The organism is Pseudomonas sp. RT6P73 (genome assembly GCF_054897715.1).
Map to the genome: position 1 here is coordinate 455,439 of NZ_JBUBUV010000002.1, position 19,559 is coordinate 474,997.

Annotated in this window: 18 protein-coding genes; 9 read left to right on the plus strand and 9 right to left on the minus strand. The window is 57.2% G+C overall.

Features of this window, described 5'->3' with window-relative positions; genetic code table 11:
* Positions 1-53: 53 nt before the first annotated feature.
* The 6 genes from ACYZT6_RS02270 to ACYZT6_RS02295 form a co-directional block, all read right to left on the minus strand.
* On the minus strand, positions 54-392 hold the full coding sequence (locus ACYZT6_RS02270; protein ID WP_462025536.1) for a HopJ type III effector protein: 339 nt from the start codon (positions 390-392) through the stop codon (positions 54-56).
* Complete coding sequence (locus ACYZT6_RS02275; RefSeq protein ID WP_095129425.1) at positions 385-681, minus strand: DUF1244 domain-containing protein; 297 nt, start codon at positions 679-681, stop codon at positions 385-387. Before ACYZT6_RS02275 ends, ACYZT6_RS02270 begins: the two co-directional genes overlap by 8 nt.
* 97 nt (positions 682-778) lie before the next feature.
* The gene (gene folX, locus ACYZT6_RS02280) at positions 779-1,150 is read right to left on the minus strand and encodes a dihydroneopterin triphosphate 2'-epimerase (RefSeq protein WP_007970304.1); all 372 of its coding nucleotides are present in this window, start codon (positions 1,148-1,150) and stop codon (positions 779-781) included.
* A gap of 2 nt (positions 1,151-1,152) precedes the next feature.
* A complete protein-coding gene (gene folE / locus ACYZT6_RS02285) occupies positions 1,153-1,728 on the minus strand; it encodes a GTP cyclohydrolase I FolE (RefSeq protein ID WP_462025537.1) in 576 nt (191 codons plus the stop codon).
* Positions 1,729-1,750: 22 nt separating this feature from the next.
* On the minus strand, positions 1,751-2,461 hold the full coding sequence (gene folM, locus ACYZT6_RS02290; protein ID WP_462025538.1) for a dihydromonapterin reductase: 711 nt from the start codon (positions 2,459-2,461) through the stop codon (positions 1,751-1,753).
* A gap of 169 nt (positions 2,462-2,630) precedes the next feature.
* Positions 2,631-3,200: an antibiotic biosynthesis monooxygenase gene (locus ACYZT6_RS02295; protein WP_462025539.1), complete on the minus strand. Its 570-nt coding sequence runs from the start codon at positions 3,198-3,200 to the stop codon at positions 2,631-2,633.
* Positions 3,201-3,411: 211 nt separating this feature from the next.
* On the opposite strand from ACYZT6_RS02295, the gene ACYZT6_RS02300 reads away from it, so the two are divergent.
* On the plus strand, positions 3,412-4,371 hold the full coding sequence (locus ACYZT6_RS02300; RefSeq protein ID WP_462025540.1) for a MerR family transcriptional regulator: 960 nt from the start codon (positions 3,412-3,414) through the stop codon (positions 4,369-4,371).
* A 1-nt stretch (position 4,372) separates the two neighbouring features.
* On the opposite strand, the gene ACYZT6_RS02305 is transcribed toward ACYZT6_RS02300, so the two are convergent.
* Both ACYZT6_RS02305 and ACYZT6_RS02310 read right to left on the minus strand, forming a co-directional pair.
* The gene (locus ACYZT6_RS02305; RefSeq protein WP_462025541.1) at positions 4,373-4,978 is read right to left on the minus strand and encodes a hypothetical protein; all 606 of its coding nucleotides are present in this window, start codon (positions 4,976-4,978) and stop codon (positions 4,373-4,375) included.
* Positions 4,979-5,032: 54 nt separating this feature from the next.
* On the minus strand, positions 5,033-5,509 hold the full coding sequence (locus ACYZT6_RS02310) for a PAS domain-containing protein (RefSeq protein ID WP_462025542.1): 477 nt from the start codon (positions 5,507-5,509) through the stop codon (positions 5,033-5,035).
* 102 nt (positions 5,510-5,611) lie between these two features.
* Between ACYZT6_RS02310 and ACYZT6_RS02315 the strand changes: the two genes are divergently transcribed.
* The 4 genes from ACYZT6_RS02315 to ACYZT6_RS02330 all read left to right on the plus strand — a co-directional run bounded on the left by ACYZT6_RS02315 (position 5,612) and on the right by ACYZT6_RS02330 (position 8,989).
* Positions 5,612-6,067 (plus strand): flavodoxin, encoded by a 456-nt coding sequence (locus ACYZT6_RS02315; protein ID WP_462025543.1) that lies wholly within the window; start codon positions 5,612-5,614, stop codon positions 6,065-6,067.
* A gap of 216 nt (positions 6,068-6,283) precedes the next feature.
* On the plus strand, positions 6,284-7,066 hold the full coding sequence (locus tag ACYZT6_RS02320) for a class II aldolase/adducin family protein (RefSeq protein ID WP_462025544.1): 783 nt from the start codon (positions 6,284-6,286) through the stop codon (positions 7,064-7,066).
* Positions 7,066-7,968, plus strand: a complete 903-nt coding sequence (locus ACYZT6_RS02325; protein ID WP_462025545.1) for an alpha/beta fold hydrolase — start codon at positions 7,066-7,068, stop codon at positions 7,966-7,968. The genes ACYZT6_RS02320 and ACYZT6_RS02325 overlap by 1 nt, the downstream gene beginning before the upstream one ends.
* 109 nt (positions 7,969-8,077) lie before the next feature.
* Entirely contained in the window at positions 8,078-8,989 is a 912-nt protein-coding gene (locus tag ACYZT6_RS02330) for an SDR family oxidoreductase (protein ID WP_462025546.1), read from the plus strand.
* 214 nt (positions 8,990-9,203) lie between these two features.
* Here the strand turns inward: ACYZT6_RS02330 and ACYZT6_RS02335 are convergent, their stop codons facing one another.
* Positions 9,204-9,401 carry a hypothetical protein gene (locus ACYZT6_RS02335; protein ID WP_462025547.1) on the minus strand — a complete coding sequence of 66 codons (198 nt, stop codon included), beginning with the start codon at positions 9,399-9,401 and terminating at the stop codon, positions 9,204-9,206.
* A gap of 293 nt (positions 9,402-9,694) precedes the next feature.
* On the opposite strand from ACYZT6_RS02335, the gene ACYZT6_RS02340 reads away from it, so the two are divergent.
* From ACYZT6_RS02340 to ACYZT6_RS02355, 4 genes are all read left to right on the plus strand, one after another.
* Positions 9,695-11,488 (plus strand): DUF1302 domain-containing protein, encoded by a 1,794-nt coding sequence (locus ACYZT6_RS02340; protein WP_462025548.1) that lies wholly within the window; start codon positions 9,695-9,697, stop codon positions 11,486-11,488.
* 23 nt (positions 11,489-11,511) lie between these two features.
* A complete protein-coding gene (locus ACYZT6_RS02345) occupies positions 11,512-12,879 on the plus strand; it encodes a DUF1329 domain-containing protein (RefSeq protein ID WP_462025549.1) in 1,368 nt (455 codons plus the stop codon).
* Positions 12,880-13,098: 219 nt separating this feature from the next.
* Positions 13,099-15,654 (plus strand): LuxR C-terminal-related transcriptional regulator, encoded by a 2,556-nt coding sequence (locus ACYZT6_RS02350; protein ID WP_462025550.1) that lies wholly within the window; start codon positions 13,099-13,101, stop codon positions 15,652-15,654.
* Between the two features lie 384 nt (positions 15,655-16,038).
* Positions 16,039-19,536 (plus strand): dermonecrotic toxin domain-containing protein, encoded by a 3,498-nt coding sequence (locus ACYZT6_RS02355; RefSeq protein WP_462025551.1) that lies wholly within the window; start codon positions 16,039-16,041, stop codon positions 19,534-19,536.
* Positions 19,537-19,559: the final 23 nt, after the last annotated feature.

Here is a 19,559-nt window from a genome sequence, read left to right on the forward strand (position 1 = left end):
ATGCAAGATTCAAGGACGCCTTCGCGGGCAAGCCTCGCTCCTACAAAAAGCGTTTAGCGGCGAGTCAGTGGCTGTTGGGTGAATTTCACACCGGCCAGACCCTGTGCAATCAACGCTCGAATATTGCCGTGGTCACTGCCTTCAGGCGTCGCCACAACAGAGCGGTAATGCTCGCCAAATGCCAACAGCGCTTCTTCATCGCTCAGACCTTCCAGCAGCGCCAGACCCAGGGTCTTGCACGAACCTTCGTTCTGCCCGGCGGCGTTTTCCACGCCACCGTTGTTGAAAGCCTGGGGCTGGTAATCGTAACCCGCAGCGATGAACGCCAGGGTGTCGGCGAATAGGTGTTCGCCACTCTTGAGGCTGGCGCGCAGGGTGTTCAAATCACTCATTGGGCTTTCCTTTGGCGAACGCCGCTTGTTGTTCGGCGTTGGCTTCTTGCTGGTATTGGGCTTTCCACTCGGCGTACGGCATGCCGTAAACCACTTCGCGGGCGTCATCGAGGCTGACCTCGATCTGGCGTTCGTCGGCGGCGGCCTTGTACCACTTGGACAGGCAGTTTCGGCAGAAACCGGAGAGGTTCATCAGGTCGATGTTCTGCACGTCCTTGCGGCTGTCCAGGTGGGCGACCAGCCGGCGAAAGGCGGCGGCTTCAAGTTCCAGGCGTTGTTGATCGTTCATGGATGTCTCTGCGAGACAGCTTCAAGCGGCAAGCTTGAAGCTGTGGGGTGGGTTGCGGTGGCCTTTAGCTTACCGCCTGAAGCTTGAAGCTTGAAGCTTAGCGGCTCGCCGCTAGCGTAATCGACACCGACTCGGCGAATCGCAGGGCGTGCGGCTTGTCGACTTCAACCTCGGCATACAGCACCGATGCGTTGGCCATGACCAGATCGAGGATTTCCTGGGTCAGGCGTTCGAGCAGGGCGAAACGATTGCCCTCCACGTGGGCGATGATCGCCTTGGTGATGGTTCGGTAATTCAGCGCGTGATCGATGTCGTTGTCACGCACCGCTTCTTGAGCGGCATACAGGATGGTCAGGTTGATCAGCACATCCTGCTTGTTGAGGATTTCATCCTCGTTGATCCCGATGAAGGTCCGCAGGCACAGGTCCTTGACCCGGATGCGTGCCATTCCTGGTTGAAGTTGTGGCATTGCTACTTGCTCCGTCCAATCAATTGCAGGAACTCCTGGCGGGTGTTGCTTGACTCGCGGAAGGCGCCGAGCATCACCGAGGTGTTCATGGTCGAATTCTGTTTCTCGACGCCGCGCATCATCATGCACATGTGCCTGGCTTCGATGACCACCGCGACACCGGCCGCGTCGGTCACCTGTTGCACCGCCTCGGCGATTTGCCGGGTGAGGTTTTCCTGAATCTGCAGGCGGCGGGCGAACATGTCCACCAGCCGCGCGATCTTCGACAGTCCCAGCACCTTGCCCGTCGGAATATAAGCCACATGGGCCTTGCCGATGAAGGGCAGCAGGTGATGTTCGCACAACGAATAGAGTTCGATGTCGGCGACGATGATCATCTCATCGGTGTCAGACGCAAACAGTGCGCCGTTGACGATCTCTTCGACACTCTGGTCGTAACCATGGCAGAGGTACTGCATGGCCTTGGCCGCGCGAACCGGGGTGTCTTGCAGTCCTTCGCGGTCGGGGTTTTCACCGAGGCCGATGAGGATTTCGCGATAGCTCTGGGACAGGGAATTCTGGGGCAGGGATAACGTCATGGAACATCCTCGCGGGGGCCGCTTATTTGATGTGCCGTCCGCCGTTGACGGTCAGGGTCGTGCCGGTGACATAGGGGTTGTCGAGCAAATAACGCAGGCTTTGGTAGATCACTTCGCTGCCGGGCTCGATGCCCAGCGCGGATTTGGCCAAGGCCTTGGCACGGTACGCGGCGTCGTCGTCGGGATTGAACATTAGCAGGGCTGGCGCGATACCGTTCACCTTGATTGTCGGCGCGTATTTCGCGGCGAAGGACAGGGTGAGGCTGTCGAGCCCGGCTTTGCTGGCGCAGTAACCGATATGTTTGCTGCTGCCCTTGCGGGTCACGTCATCGCTTATGTGGACAATGTCGGCGGGGCTTGAGCGTTCGAGCAAATCGCCACAGTGCAGGTTGATCAGGTAGGGCGCCAGCATGTGCACGCTGAACATGCGGGTGAAGGCCTCGGCGTCGGTGTCCGGGGTTTCGGCCAGCCATTCAGACGCGTTATGGACAATGGCGCGCAGGCTGTCGGTGTGGGTTTTCAGTTCGGTGATGAACGCGAGGATTCCCGCTTCAGTGGAGAAGTCCGCAAACACCGCGGTGGCGCCCAGGTCGCGCAAGGTCTGCACACCGGGGCGTTCGCTGCGGTAGCTGAAGATCACCGGATGGCCGTCTTCGAGCAAACGCTGCGCACAGTGCAGGCCGACACGCTGGCCGGCACCGGTGATGAGGATCGGAGCTGCAGAAGAGGTCATGAACGGCTCGCGTCGCGGTAAGAGCAAAACTATACCAGCGACGGGTCGTGAGGTGGCTATTGTAGGAGCGAGCGATGCGGCGATCCGACTTGCCCGCGAAGAACGATAACTCGATCTGTCTGTTGAACCGAGTTGTCTTCTTCGCGGGCAAGCCTCGCTCCTACAAGGATCAGTGGTTTTGGGTGGAGGGCTCGGCGGGCAGCGAACGTGCTGGTGCGCTGTTCAGCCAGCCTGCCAGCATGCGGGTCGACAGTGGAATAAAGAAGTAGACCATCAATGGCGTCAGGCACAGGGTGCTGATGAGTACACGAGGCAACAGGCTCATTTCGCCGAGCAACGGTCCCAATACAAAGTTGAACAGCAGGGAAACCGGAAAGAACGCCAGCCAGATCGCCACGGCCTGTTTCCAGCGTGGTGGACGCTGGCCGACGGCGCCGAACCAACCTTCGATCCCGCTAACGCGATGTTCCGTCTTATGCGCAAACAGATCGCTGCCGCGTGCCAGCCAAGCGGTACGCGAAGCCGAATGCTCCCAGGCGTGCATGGTTTGCTCGTCGGCAAAGCGGAAAATAATCTGGAATTCGTTATCTGCGGGCGGCGGAGCGAGCACGCCTGAGCCGAGATAACCGGGAAAATCGGTGGCCAGTTGTTCGCCTTCGCGCAACCAGACCATCAGGTCCTGATAACGCCCATCGGCAACGCGGCGCGAAACCATCAGCGTGACGGGTGAGGTAGACATTATGTATCTCCGTAAGACAAACGCGTCACTCCGGGTAGGAGATTAGCCAGGTACAGCGCCGGGTGATGGGCTGCACCTTGAGACCAGCAAGGATTATTCCTGATTCTGATAATTACACCAGCGGCATCCGTCGCTTATCAACGTATTGAATAGTGATAGGGCAGGAGGAGTAGAATGGGATCCAATTTTGCACAAGGACGTTGATTGCCACATGCCTGTCCTGACTGAAAGTGTCCCTGCCTCGCAGGCGAATCTATCCATCGAGCGTGAAGATCTGTTCCCTATTCGTGAGGTTGCACGCCTGACGGGCATCAACCCCGTCACGTTGCGAGCGTGGGAGCGGCGGTATGGCCTGATCCAGCCCACACGCACCGAAAGCGGGCATCGGCTGTACTCAATGGCCGATATCGAAAAGGTTCGCAGCATCCTCGCCTGGATCGACCGCGGCGTTGCGGTCAGCAAGGTCGGCAAGATTCTGGCCAAGACCGAACCGCTCAAAGCCTTGGCGAAGATCATTCCCGACGAACTCGTTCAGGCCGACTACGCCCAATGGCAGCAGCAGGTTCAGGTGGCGGTGACGGCGTTTGACGAGGTGCAACTGGAGCAAGTCTACGGACAGATTTTTTCCAGCTACCCCCTGACAGTGGTGTTCCAGGACATCCTGTTGCCGATCTGGAAGTTGATGCTGCAGCGCCACGAAGCGTTCGGTCAGACCAGCGAATGGCTATTTCTGGATGGTTTTCTACGTTCTCGCGTATTGCAGCGCATGCTGCTGGTGCGGGTCATGCAACCGCGGCGCGTGATTGTCTGCGCCTTGGCCGATCAGGCCCATGAACTGGAAGTGCTGCTTACGGCGCTGTACCTGAGCAGTGTCGATTCGGCGATTCAATTGTTGGCGATCGGTCAGCCATTCGATGAGTTGACCCTGGTCTGCGAGCGGATCAAACCCTCGGCACTGGTGCTAGTGTCCAATTGTGCTCCGGCACCCGAGTTACCTCGACGTTTGAATAGACTGGCCCTGAGCCTGGATTGTCAGCTGTTGCTGGCCGGCGATGCATCGGACCTGGCACAGGACAGCCTGACCGGAACGTCGATCGGCTGTCTGGGGAATGAGGGAATGGTGATGCGTCAGCGTCTGAAACAGTTCCTGGCAGGAAATCTGGATACCTGATTCAGATGTGCAGTGCGGGATGTGTCAGACGATGCTGCTGAAGGATGTACTGGCGCAGACGCTCGGTCTCGTCCTTGTCGGTCTGGCTCAATTCGTAGGCATAAAAACCGTTCTCGGTTTCACGCTCAAAAGTGCCGCGCAGCGCAATTCGCTCATAGCCTGACGGACTGAACCACAAAGCAAAGTGCTTGGGTGGTTTGGTCTTGTTGCGAACTTCCAGCAAAACGCCTTTGAACGATATTTCATGCACCCACATCGTGCCGGGTTGGCCTTTGGCATTTTCCAGCGCCACCGGCTCTTCAAGCGTCAGGCGCCATGGCCGTACCATCGGCCCGTCTTCATAAATACTCGGCACGCCCAGGCGCAAATGCAGCGCATGAAATTCGTCTTCCACCAGGTGCAGCGGAAAGGTCATTTGCTGGTTTTCGAAGTTGGCGTGGATGGTGACTTGCTCATGTGCCGCCAGGCGCGTGAGCAAATCACGGATTTGCGATCCACCGTTTACGAGCAGACTCGACGTCGCATCCCGCACATTGAGTTGCGGGTTGTGTTGCATGGTCTGGATAAAATCCAGCTCATCCTGTGTCAGGAGTGTGTCGCGTTGCATGGCTAACTCGAAAGAAAAAGTTACAAAGTCATCGGTGATTGTAGTTAATGACAATTAATTCGCTGTTTTGTTTTCGCCGTTCGTCGCTTTCAACGCATCAAGCTCGGCTTGCATCGCAGCCACTTGCGCTTCCAGTTGCGCAACGCGCTGCTGTGCCTTGACCTGGACCGTGACGTCTTTCTGCACGCCAATAAAATAAGTCTGTCCATCACTCTCGTTTTTCACTGTAGAAAGGGACAGCTCATTCCAGAACGGCGTGCCGTCCTTGCGGTAATTTCTCAGGATTTCCCGGCAGGAGCCGCCATTGGTCAACGACTCGCGAATCGTAGCGAGGGCCTCTTGATCGCGGTCGCCAGACTGCAGGAACCGGCAGTCCTGGTAGAGAATTTCTTCGCTGGTGTAACCCGTCAGACGCTCGAACGCCGGATTTACGTAAATCAGGATGTTATCCAGCTCGCCTTCCTTCTCAGCAATCACGATGCCGTCGTTGGAAGCGTTTATCACCATTTGCAGCAGTTGAGCGTTGATCATCGGAGAATCCTTTCCGAGTGGGTTGAGGGCAGCATTCTAAAAGATCAAATAAGGCTGTGCTGTTAATATCTGCGTCTTTTACTCAGCTTCAGGATCAGTTTGATGAAAGTCGCCATCATTTCCGGCTCGGTGTACGGCACGGCTGAAGAAGTTGCCCGTCACGCCGCCACTCTTTTAAAAGATGCGGGTTTCGAAACCTGGCACAACCCGCGGGCGACGCTTGCCGATGTCCAGGCATACGGCCCGGAAGCGTTTTTGGCGGTGACGTCGACCACCGGCATGGGTGAATTGCCGGATAACCTGCAACCGTTGTATTCGACGATTCGAGATCAGTTGCCCGCCGCCTGGCGTGGTTTGCCGGGTGCCGTGATCGGCCTCGGCGATGCAAGTTACGGCGATACGTTCTGCGGTGGCGGTGAGCAGATGCGTGAATTGTTCGGTGAACTGGGCCTGCGCGAAGTGCTGCCGATGCTGCGCCTGGACGCCAGCGAAAGTGTGACCCCGGAAACCGACGCCGAGCCTTGGCTCGCGGAGTTGATTAGCGCGCTGCGGGGCTGACCGGTCATGGGGCGCGGCGCTGTCATGGTTCTGACGGGGCTTTTGAATCTGTTTGCCGCCCCCTTATTGGCGGCGGTCCTTTGACATGGATCCAGGCTTTATTCCGAACTGACTCGTTAGGCCATCAAGCTGGCTGCGAATGCAACTACACGAAATCCGGGGGCTGACTAGACTGCTGTAACCACAGTAAAACAATAAGAACAGGAGGTCCTTGCCGTGAACGTTGCTCCCGTCCAATCTCCCCACAGTGTCAAAGACCAGGTCAGTGCCGCCGAGTGGCAGACCCGCGTCGACCTGGCTGCCTGTTATCGTCTGGTCGCCTCGCATGGCTGGGACGATCTGATCTTTACGCACATCTCGGCCAAGGTGCCGGGCACAGAAGATTTCCTGATCAACCCGTTCGGGTTGATGTTCCACGAGATCACCGCGTCGAGCCTGGTCAAGGTCGATCAGGCTGGCAACAAACTGATGGACAGCCCTTTCGAGATCAACCCGGCGGGTTACACCATTCACAGCGCCGTTCATGAAGTGCGTCACGACGTGGTCTGCGTGCTGCACACCCACACCGCTGCGGGTGTGGCGGTGTCGGCGCAGAAACAGGGCATTCTGCCGATCAGTCAGCAGTCATTGTTTGTGCTGTCCAGCCTGGCTTACCACGCCTACGAAGGCGTTGCGTTGAACCATGAAGAGAAGGCGCGCCTGCAAGCCGACCTCGGTGAAAACAATTTCCTGATGCTGCACAACCACGGCTTGCTGACCTGTGGCAGCACCATCGCCGACACGTTCCTGATGATGTTTACCTTCCAGCGCGCCTGCGATATCCAGGTGCTGGCACAGAACGGTGGAGCCGAGCTTATTGCCATCGAGCCGCAGATTCTGGCGGGCGCCAAAGCCATGATCGCCGGTGTGACCAAAAGTGCTCAAGGGATGGGTGGTGCGTTGGCCTGGCCGGCGTTGCTGCGCAAACTCGATCAACAAGACCCGGGTTATAAACTCTAATGGCACTCGCCGAGATCCCCCTGTGTGTCTGGCGCAAACGGGGCCAGACGTTCGTATTCCGAGGCCAGACCATTCGCTACTGGACGGCGGGGCAGGGTGAGCCGCTCCTGCTCATCCATGGCTTCCCGACCGCCAGTTGGGACTGGCATTACCTGTGGCAACCGCTGGCGCAGCGCTATCGGGTGATTGCCTGCGACATGCTCGGCTTCGGCGACTCAGCCAAACCGGTCAACCATGAATACAGTTTGTTGGAGCAGGCCGATCTGCAACAGGCCTTGCTCGCGCACCTGAACGTCGAGCAGCCGGTGCATCTGCTGGCCCACGATTATGGCGATAGCGTGGCTCAGGAATTGTTGGCCCGTCATTACGAAGACCGCATTGATATCGCCAGTTGTGTGTTCCTCAACGGCGGCCTGTTTCCTGAAACCCATCGCCCGGTATTGATGCAAAAACTGCTGCTCAGTCCCTTGGGCTGGATGATTGGTAGAGCCTTTACCCGCGATGGGCTGGTGAAAAGTTTCCGGCAGATCTTCGGTCCGCAGACGCGGCCCAGCGAAAGCGAGATGGATGATTTCTGGGCGCTGATCGACAGCAATCACGGTCCGCGGATCATGCACAAACTCATCGCCTATATCCCTGAGCGGCGTGTCCAGCGCGAGCGTTGGGTCAGTGCCATGCAGCGCGGTGAAGTGCCGTTGCGGGTCATCGACGGCGAGGTCGATCCGATTTCCGGCGCGCACATGGTCAAGCGCTATCGAGAGCTGATCCCCGACCCGGACACGGTACTGCTGCCTGATATCGGCCATTACCCACAGACTGAAGCGCCGGCGCAGGTGCTCAAGCATTACCTGGTGTTTCGGGATCGGCTGGTTTCACCGCCACGCAAGGCGGCCTGTTCCTGACTATCCCCCAGCCTTATCGAGCACCATTCAGCTCTACCCGTGTTTATTGTGACCAGCAGCCTGTTGCCTGACACTCAGACTTATTGTCCCTGGTCTGCTGGAGTTCCCCATGAATGAGTCTGTGCGCTTCGAAGATAAAGTAGTGATCGTCACGGGTGCAGGCGGTGGCCTTGGCCGGGCTCACGCACTGCTGTTCGCAAAGCAGGGCGCCAAAGTGCTGGTCAATGATCTCGGCGGCTCGGCTCAAGGGGAAGGCGCCAACGCGTCGGCAGCAGACCGCGTTGTGGCGGAAATCCGTGAGGCTGGCGGCATCGCTGAAGCCAACCACGACTCCGTCACCGATGGCGACAAAATCGTCCAGCACGCCCTCGACGCGTTCGGCCGCATCGACGTCGTGGTCAACAACGCCGGGATCCTGCGCGACAAGACTTTCCACAAAATGGACGATGCCGATTGGGATCTGGTTTACCGCGTCCACGTCGAAGGCGCCTACAAAGTCACCCGCGCCGCCTGGCCGCATATGCGCGAGCAAAATTATGGCCGCGTGATCTTCACCGCATCGACTTCGGGCATTTACGGCAACTTCGGCCAGTCCAATTACGGCATGGCCAAACTCGGCCTCTACGGCCTGACCCGCACACTCGCCATCGAAGGCCGCAAGAACAACATCCTGGTCAACGCCATCGCGCCCACCGGCGGCACTCGCATGACCGAAGGCTTGATTCCGCCGCAAGTGTTCGAGCAACTCAAGCCCGAACTGGTGAGCCCGTTGGTGGTGTACCTGGCCAGTGAGAACTGCCAGGAAACTTCCGGTTTGTTTGAAGTCGGCGGCGGCTGGATGGGCAAGGTGCGTTGGGAACGCAGCCTGGGCGCAGGGTTTGATCCACGGGTGGGGTTCTCGCCGGAGGATGTGGCGGCGCAGTGGGAGCAGATTTGTGATTTCGAAGGGGCGGCGCATCCTAAGGACAATATTGAGGCGCTGAAGGAAATGATGGGGAATTTGCAGAAGTATTCGTTGTGACCCTGATGCCTTCCGCAGGGCTTATCTGAGTTCTGCCATTCCCCCGATTGTTCCCCCGCCACAAAACCATCGCCCATAAAAAAGGCCGCTGCAAACGCAGCGGCCAAAGTAAGACGTTGGATCAAGGAGCTACAAATCAACGTCAGTGAACACGGGGCGATCAATCGATAAAACGTCGATTCATCTGGATTCTGTCGCGAATGGCGCGGGTTCATCACACACCATCGCTTCGCGCTTCCAGGTTGTTCACCGTGAAAGCCCGGCAAGAATAAGGCCTTGAGCCCAAAGGAAAAATAGCGATTCGCGACATGCTCTGTTGCAGCATGAGTAACAGTGCGCCGCATCCCCTGTAGCAGCTGTCGAGCAGCGCGAGGCTGCGTTCGGCGACGAAGTCGTCGTAAAACCTGCGCATGCGGTCTTCCTGATGTACCACATTGCCTGAAATTACGACTGATTCCTTCGAACGCGGCCTGAACCGAACGCAGCCTCGCGTTGCTCGACAGCTGCTACATGGGGCGGTGCCAGCCTCCCGCCATGCATCTGACTGATAACCCCCCATCCAGCCCATCCATACCCGGCGTAAACCCCCGCCTCATCAGGCCATTCATCCTTTAGAGGTACACCACGAATACCTCCTTGGTGCGCTTATCGCTCCCAGCGTGCGGCAGTAGGGTGGGGCCTTCTGTCACTCACCGGGGAAGACGCATGACAAAAACAACAATGCGCGCCATCTTCACGCCGCAAGCGCTGGCCGCTGCGGTTGCCTTGGGCTGCTGTGCCCAGGCGCAAGCGGTTGCATTCAACATCGGCGAAATCGAGGGGACGTTCGACTCCTCGCTGTCCGTCGGCGCGAGTTGGGGCATGCGCGATGCCGATAAGTCTTTGGTGGGCACCGTCAACGGCGGGACCGGCCAGTCTTCGACCGGTGATGACGGCCGGCTGAATTTCAAGAAAGGCGAAACCTTCTCCAAGATCTTCAAGGGCCTGCACGACCTCGAGTTGAAATACGGCGACACCGGTGTGTTCGTCCGTGGCAAGTACTGGTACGACTTCGAGCTCAAGGATGAAACCCGCGAGTTCAAGCCGATCAGCGACAGTGGCCGCAAGGAGGGCGCCAAGTCCTCCGGTGCGCAGATTCTCGATGCCTTCGTCTATCACAACTATTCCATCGCCGATTTGCCGGGCACCGTGCGCGCTGGCAAGCAGGTGGTCAGTTGGGGTGAAAGTACTTTCATCGGCAACTCGATCAACAGCATCAACCCGATCGACGTATCAGCGTTCCGTCGCCCAGGCGCCGAGATCAAGGAAGGCCTTATTCCGGTGAACATGTTGTTCGCCTCCCAGGGGTTGACCGATCAGCTCTCGGTGGAAGGGTTCTATCAACTGGAGTGGGACCAGACTGTCGTCGACAACTGCGGCACCTTCTTCGGCAACGACGTGGTGGCGGATGGTTGCAACAACAATTACACCGTCGGCAGCCCCGCGATTGCCCCGTTGGCGCCATTGGCGGCAGCCTTCGGTCAACCGATCCAGGTGACCCGCGAGGGCGTGGTCGTTCCCCGTGGCGGCGACCGCGATGCGCGGGATTCGGGGCAGTGGGGCACGGCGTTGCGCTGGCTCGGTGACGACACCGAGTACGGGCTGTATTTCATGAATTACCACAGCCGCACACCGTCGGTCGGCACCGTGACCGCGGGTGCGTCGACACTGGCCAGCCTGCCCGGCATGGTCGGCATTGCCAACTCGCTGGCGCCTGGCAGCGGAGCGGGGCTGGCCCAAAGCGTAATGCTCGGTCGCGGTCAGTATTACCTCGAATACCCGGAAGACATTCGTCTCTACGGCGCGAGTTTCTCCACCACCCTGCCTACCGGCACCGCGTGGAGTGGCGAGATCAGCTATCGGCCGAATGCTCCGGTACAAGTCAGCACCAATGACCTGACCCTGGCAATGGTCAATCCGATTGCCGGCGGCGCCGCATCGCCGATCGCCACCACCCCTGGCGCCGACAACAAAGGCTACCGCCGCAAGGAAATCACGCAGATCCAAAGCACCCTTACGCAGTTCTTCGATCAAGTGTGGGGCGCCCAGCGTTTGACCCTGGTCGGCGAAGCGGCGGTGGTTCACGTCGGTGGTCTGGAGTCGCGCAGCAACCTGCGTTACGGCCGCGACTCGGTCTACGGCCAGTACGGTTTCGGCGGCGATACCGAAGGTTTCGTCACCTCGACCTCCTGGGGCTACCGCGCTCGGGCAATCCTCGATTACGCCAACGTGATCGGCGGGATCAACCTCAAGCCCAACCTGTCCTGGTCCCATGACGTCGCAGGCTACGGCCCCAACGGGCTGTTCAACGAAGGCGCCAAGGCGGTCAGCGTCGGCGTCGATGCCGACTACCGCAACACCTATACCGCGAGCCTCAGTTACACCGATTTCTTCGGCGGTGACTACAACACCCTGGAAGACCGCGACTTCCTGGCACTGAGTTTCGGCGTGAACTTCTGATCTGGCTGAGAAGGATGAATTTGATGCGCAAGATGATTCTGCAATGCGGCGCCCTGGCCCTGAGCCTGCTGGCGGCCAATGTGATGGCGGCGGTGTCGCCGGACGAAGCGAACAAACTCGGGACCACCCTCACGCCGCTCGGCGCCGAGAAGGCCGGTAATGCCGACGGCTCGATCCCGGCGTGGACCGGTGGCATCCCGAAAAACGCGGGCGCGGTGGACAGCAAAGGCTTCTTGGCTGACCCGTTCGCCAGCGAAAAACCGCTGTTCGTGATCACCCCGGCGAACGTCGACAAGTACAAGGACAAACTCTCGGAAGGCCAGGTAGCGATGTTCAAGCGCTACCCGGAAACCTACAAGATCCCGGTCTACCCGACTCACCGTACCGTGGCCGTACCGCCGGAAATCTACGAGTCGGCCAAGCGCAGCGCGCTGAACGTGAACAGCATCAACGACGGTAACGGCCTGGCCAATTTCACCGGCAACCGCTACTACGCATTCCCGATTCCGAAGACGGGCGTGGAAGTGTTGTGGAACCACATCACCCGTTATCACGGCGGCAATCTGCGTCGCATCATCACCCAGGTGACGCCGCAGACCAACGGCAGCTACACGCCGATCCGCTTCGAAGAAGAGATCGCCGTCCCGCAATTGATGAAGGACCTGGACCCGGAAAAAGCCGCCAACGTGCTGACTTTTTTCAAACAGTCGGTAACCGCGCCGGCGCGTCTGGCGGGTAACGTGTTGCTGGTGCACGAGACCCTCGATCAGGTGAAAGAACCACGCCTGGCGTGGATCTACAACGCCGGCCAACGCCGTGTGCGCCGCGCACCGCAAGTGGCCTACGACGGACCGGGCACCGCCGCCGATGGTTTGCGCACCTCCGATAACTTCGACATGTTTTCCGGCGCGCCCGATCGCTACGACTGGAAACTGGTCGGCAAGAAGGAAATGTACATCCCCTACAACAGCTACAAACTCGACTCCCCGAGCCTCAAATACGACGACATCATCAAGGCCGGCCACATCAACCAGGACCTGACCCGTTATGAGCTGCACCGCGTCTGGGAAGTGATCGGCACGGTCAAGCCGAGCGAGCGGCACATCTACGCCAAACGTCACATGTACATCGACGAAGACAGCTGGCAGGTCGCGCTGGTGGACCACTACGACGGTCGCGGTCAACTGTGGCGAGTGGCCGAAGGTCACGCTCAGTACTACTACGATCACCAGGCCCAGGCGTACACACTGGAAGCGCTCTACGACATCATTGCCGGTCGATACATTGCGCTGGGGATGAAGAACGAAGAGAAGCACAGCTTTGAATTCGGCTTCGAAGCCAAGGCTGCGGATTACACGCCATCGGCGTTGCGTGCCGAGGGTGTGCGGTAAGAACACCGCCCCCCTGTAGGAGCGTTGCTTGCTCGCGAAGGCGGTCTGACTGGCACACCGCGTTATCGTTCTTCGCGAGCAAGCAACGCTCCTACAAACTGCGAAAAGCGCTACAAACGCCAGACTTTTTATGGCTGCCAATCAGCGTCCTGAATACTTCTCAACAAGCGGGCCAGAGAGGGCTACGGTTGCCGGACAATTATAAAAAGGCACGCCGCAATGACCGCCATGACCCCGTGTCTTGACCGTTCTGGATTCCTGCCCCGTCTGTCCTCTCATCACCTGTCGCGTGATCGCTTGACCGAGCCTCTGCTGGCGTCCACATCACGGGTGAAATTACTCTGCGCACCGGCTGGCAGCGGCAAGACCGCGCTTCTCGCCGACTGCCTGTTGCAGGCGCCGCCGGACTGCCGGGTGTGCTGGTTGCCGTTGTCTGGTGTGGTGATGAGTGCGGCGGATTTTCGTCAGCGTGTGGCAGAAGCGCTGGGGTTGGCTTCGTCAGAAGAGTCGGCAATGCTCGGTGCGCTGGCTCGATTGCCGGCACCGACCTGGCTGTTTCTCGATGACTATTGCCGCGCTCCGAACCCGGAACTCGACCAACTGCTCGATCGCATGCTGGCCGTCAGCAGTCCGATGCTGACCTGGTGGCTGGGTGCCCGCCGTCGTCCGCAATGCAACTGGCCACGGTTGCTGCTCGATGACGAGTTGTACGAAGGCGAGCGCGCCACGCTGGCCTTCAATCAAACTGAAATCGCCTCGCTATTGCGTCACCTGACACCGGCCGACGCCAGTACCGCCGCCAGCAAAATCATCCAGCGCAGTGGTGGCTGGTGCGCCGGTGTACGCGTTGCGCTGCTGCAAAAATGCGACTGGTCGCGCAACGACCCGCATCACAGCCGACCGGACACCTTGCTCGACTACCTTGAGCACGAACTGTTCACCAGCCTGACCCCGGAGTTGACGGAAGTCTGGCGGGTGCTCGCGCATTTGCCTCGCTTCAATGCACGGCTGTGCGATCACCTGTTTGGCGCGGGGGAGGGCGCGCAATGTCTGAAGACGTTGCAGGACCTGGGATGCTTTATCGAGCCCTGGCAGGATTCGGCCGACTGGCTGCAGATCTTCCCTCCACTCACGCAATTGATGCGCGATGAACAATGGCCGGCCGGGCGTTCCTGGCATCGCCGCGCCTGCCAGTGGTTTGCCGCCGAACTGGACTGGAAAGCGGCTTTCGAACAAGCCTTGCTGGCTGAAGAGTTCGAGGTTGCGGTCAGCCTGTTGCAGCATTTCAGTTTTGAGCATTTGTTCGAGGAACAGACGGTCGTGCTGTTGTTGCGGTTGTACGAGCAACAAGGCGAAGCGCTGATGTTCGGTTCGCCGCAACTGGTCGGGTTGATCACGGCGGCGTCGTTGTTTGCCGGGCGATTCGAGCAAGCTGGCGATTGCATCGAACAACTGGCGCGATTCACCCCGCAGCCGTCGGCGATTCTGCAGCGGCAACTGATTGCACGGTGGCAGGCGCAGCAAGGTTGGCTGTTACATCTTCAAGGGCGGATGGACGGATCGCGCGCGCATTTTCTCGAAGCGCTCAATGACCTCGGCCCAGAGCTCTGGACCGTGCGCGTGATGTGCTTGTCGGGGTTGACGCAGCAGGCATTGCTGCGGAGCGAACTGGATGTCGCTCAGGCGATGAACCGTGATGCTTTGTGTTTGGCGCGGGCACAAGGCTCGCTGGTTTTCGAAGGGTTGCTGGAGCTCGATCATGCCCAATTGCTGGAGCAGCGGGGGGCCCCTCAACGCGCCGAAAGTTTGCTTGCCAACGTACATGGCATGTTCACTCAACAACGGCGGATTGCCGAGCCCCTGCTTGGGCGAATAGCCCTGCACCGTGGGCGCTTGAGTTTGTGTCAGGGCCTGGATGCGCAGGCTGCCGAGTTTTTCGAAGCCGGGCTGCATATCTGTTTACGCAACCACGACAAACGGGTGCTTTACGGTTTCCTCGGTTTGGCGCAGGTGGCAGCCAATCAGCGCGACTATGCCCAAGCGTTTGTCCATCTGCGCGACGCCGAGCGCTTGATGCAGCAACGGCAGATACCCGACACCGTTTACCGCGGTGTGCTATTGCAAGTCAGCAGCCATTTCTGGCTTCAGCAGGGCCGACCGGAATTGGCGCATGAGGCGCTCAGCCGAGTACTGCGCCACTATCGCGGACCGCATGCGCGGCAGGCTCCCCCAGCGACACTGATGTTGATCGCGCGGATCGACTATCTGTTGATACTGGCAAAGGTCGATCTGCACCTGGCCAACGATCCGCTGACCCATTTCACACAGGCACTCGAACAATCGCAACGCGCGGGCATGCCGGCGCTGGAGGTTGAGTTGCTTTTCGCCGTGGCCGAAGTAGCGTGGCAGAACGGTGACATGGCCGGCGCCCGGGATTGGTTGTGTAAAGGATTGAATCTTACTGAGCACCATGGACTTCGACAGGCGCTGGGTGAGTTGCAATTGCGCAAGCCTGATCTTTTGCCCGCACTGGATGTTGCCGGGGAACGCACTGAAAAAAATCCGCTGGTGAGTGAAATCAGTCCGCTCAGCCAACGTGAAGTAGAAGTGCTCAAACTGATTGCTCTGGGCAATTCGAATCAACAAATAGCCGAGCGGTTGTTTATCTCCTTGCATACAGTAAAAACACATGCGAGGAGAATTCACGGAAAGTTGGGAGTAGAGCGCCGTACTCAGGCGGTTGCGAAGGCCAAGAGCGTCGGATTGTTGGATTGATGAATGTGCGGCGGTTTGCCTGCAGGGCAAGACGTTCACGGAGTGTCGGGAGTTGGTGACTGCTATTAACTTCCTTGTTTTTATTGGCAAGACTGCGGCGGTAGATGTTACATCTTATATGTAAGGTCTGGTGTTTTGATGTTTGATTTGAAATTAAGGCGGGGTGGTTGTAGTCGTTTAAGTCCAGCAGTGGTTGAGTAGATGACTTCATCGTGGAGCCCGCTTTGCTTTTTACTTGATGTGTCCTGGTTGTGTTTTGGTTTCATATACAACAATTGAAAAATGTTTTGAGTGTTTAATGGCAAAGCTATCTGTTTTAGTTTGATCTCAAGTTAATCGGCAGCGACATGTCGTTTGTTGTGATCAAACTAATCGAGATTGGAAATGCAAAACGAATTGGAAAAAAATACAACCCTGGAACATGTGCGTGACGCTCGGACCCATTTGCTGGAAGCACTCCATGACATTCCTCAGTTCAAGGCAATCCTATACCGTTGTCTGCTAGATGAGTGGCGGAAGCTAGACCCGAACGCCTCTTTAGAACGCCGTTTTGTTAACATTCTGACGGGTGCAAGGCCATCCTCCTCCGAGCCCGTCGGTAATATGTTGGATGTTTTTTTTGAATGCTTTAAGCGTGGCAATCCACCCAAATACACTGCTGATAAATACGGCATGTATGAGCTTGCTGGCGTGGATAATGAAAATTTCAGACTCAAATATCTGGACGTGACAAAAGTCGGCAATGTGATTGTCGAACTGATGCAAAAACTACCTGAAAAATGCAGTTTCACACTAAGCAGGTATTGGGATGACTCCTCCGTGGTTGATAGTCGAGGTCGTTCGTTACCGTCGCCTAAACAAGCGTTGCGCACTCTCCAGGCCAAACTTTTTTGGCGTGAGCTGGATATGGCTGCCAACGAGAACCTGATACCCAAAGGAAACGTCGCGACAATTAATGGTTTAATCGGTTCGGGGCTGCCAAGTTCCTGCTATGCCGTATCTGTTGAAAAACAACAGGGAGGTTTTTCCACGCTGGCTTCCACGTTTGTCATTTCTCTTTCCGGTGCTGTCGGAAACGAACTGAATCCAGCAGGCAGTCAGGAGGTTGTTCTTTATTCACCGTTCGGTGGGATAGAGAAATTCAGCACCGCGAGTGCACTTCACCAAGCGTTGCAACAACGCATGTCCAATGCGTCGACCCGTACAGAGTTTTTGCAGGTTCTACCGGAGGAGGAACGAGCGCTGATATCGAGTGCTCCAGCGATTCGTTACGCGAGAATCCTGGAAGATCTGTTTGAGCATTGCAATGACGGCCTGCTTGCAATGCAAAGTCGTGACTTCATTTATCAAGTACGAAAGTTACAGTCAGCTGGTGCGCATACCGAGGCAGCGTGGGTGCCGCTGGATACCGTTCTGTCCATGGCTACGCTCGTACGTTCTGAAAATGCGCGAAACGTGTTCTTGATCAAGGCCATGCAGAAGAATGCCCGGCCCGAGTGGTTTAAAAAAGCCTATGTCACGAATCAGGAGCTTTATGTCGGTCTGGAGAAGAACCTGCTTGAAAGCCAGATTCAGCTTCATGAATTGACGAAGGACGTGGCGAGCCTTGCAGCCTATGCCCGACAAGCTGTAGAGGATTTCATCTCGCCGGGAACCGACGAACGAATCAATCCTGACACCGTGTTCGTGAATATTAATCACTCGGTCCGGATGGCGGATGGCAAACGGATAGAACTCAGCGAGCGGAAAACGCTGACTCAGGCTTTCATGTATGGGGTGCATGATCGGGCGGGACGTTACACAATTACGCTGGACAAAAACTATGGCATCGCCAGGTTGACGCCTGAAAACATCGCGCGGGCCATCGAAACGCTGGAGCTGCGTCTGGCCTATGGACCGGCACGGCAGCGAGTGTATGGCCAGCAGAACGTCAAGGAAGCGATGCGGGAAGTGTTGGGGCGCAAGACGGCAATGACGCTGTTCAGTGCCATTTTGCAAAAGCACATCACCTCGACGGCGCAGGATATTGTCCAGCGTTATAACTTTGGCGACCCTTCTATTGAGGCGTCCGGTATTGCGTTGAGGTCTTTCTATAACTTCAAGCCTTTGAAGGATCTCATCGTCTACCGGAGAAAAGGGGGAGAGATGAATCGCAAAGCATATGTGCTCTATGCACCAGGCTCTGCGATGGATAAAGACTGGTACGAGTTCTCCGATCTGGACAGTCTGCAACGGACTATCGGACTGTGGGCACTTGAAGAAAAGGGGCGCGCTTATCTTCAAAGCCAAGTCCATGATAGTGATCGACATAACCTGGAACATGAAGTATTCCGCAAGGAGTGGCCACGTGGGGAGCCGACGGAGAGGATCCAGGGCAGAGCGTGGTGGGACCAGGTTAATCTTGTCGCCTGGGCCGATAGCGATGGGCTAAAGGGAAGTATTCAAAGCCTCTTGGCCTGGGAAGAGGCCGAAGAAAAGGTCGTAACGCCAAACTGGTACCGAAACGCCCCTGTGGCTGATCGTCACCTGTTCAATCGCTTGAATACGGACTTCAAGGCAATTTATGACGCGTCAAAAGAAAAACTTCATATAGAGGGTTTTCAGAAGTTTGCTCATGACTTGGTCATGAGCCGGTTGAATGAATCCCTTGGCCGCACTGGCGATCGCAGGATCGATCCAGATCAGGTCATGGTGAAATTTCATAAAGGCGCAATGACGCTGACACAGCTATTTATCAACTGGCATTTGTGGCGCAGCGATAACAGTGTGTTCGAGAAGATTCTCGTGCCTGGTTCCAATACGTACAGAGACAACATCAGAGTCTCTGAGTTTTGGTGGAAGGATACAGGCAAGCCCATGACTGAGCTGACGTCCAATACACTCAATAAACTTGTGGACCTGATGCCCGGGGAACATTACAGCCATTATCTGAAATCACAATTTCTATGGTACCCGGATGATCTGAGGGTAAACCTTTACCGTGAGCTGAAAAAGAATGAGATGTTCAGGGCGGCGCTGACGCAAAAGCTCAATGGCAGTTTGCCGCAGCTGCAGTATGAATGGCTGGTACAGTCGATCAAGGGGCTGGATCGAGACACAATGACTCCACCCGGTATTTCACCCGGCAGTGAGCCTGGCGAGGGCGTTTACGAATTCTGGCTTGAAGGTGCGCGGATAGCGGGGGGATATGTTTTTGGTGAGCGTCATGTGAAGTATGCCTATATCCCGAATTCGCCTGGTGGTAACGCTTTTGTCTGGGTCGGTGATTTATCCAAGGCTATCGAGAATGATCGTCTTTTGGGCGAGCATCTTCGGAATCTGGCCGGGTTGCGTGGGCAGGACAGGATTGGCAAATACATCAGCAAGTCCCGCGATCCCCGAGGATCGCTGCCCATACCCAATTTGGGCGGAGCGCATCCGGTCTATAACTTCAAGGCCGAATACGAAAGCATGATCGGTCGCTCTCTTGATGATCTGGATGTCTTGACTACCACTCCAGCCGAATCGTTTTGGCAGGAAACAAAGATCCTTCTCGAAGTGGCATTGGATGTAGTTTCGATCTTTGTTCCACCAGTGGGTTTCGCTGTCAGCGTGTTGAAGATCAGTCACTCGATCGTGCAAGGCATTATTGCCTCCAGCCAAGGTGATTCTGCAGGCGCCAATGCACATTTTGCCAGCGCATGGCGTGGGGCAATCGTCATGTACCTGGGTAAAGTTGCAGCGGTAGGATCGGCAGCTTCTGCATTTGGCCTGTTGTCTTCAATCAGGGATCTGTCCGACGTGCTCTCGGCCGTTACGGGCGTTCCGGTTGGAATCAGTTATGTCACAGCGGTGGCTGTGCCGCACTGGACTCCTGTGAGCTCGACCCGCGTGGTCGGTTGAAGGTCGGGTCCACATCAAAACGT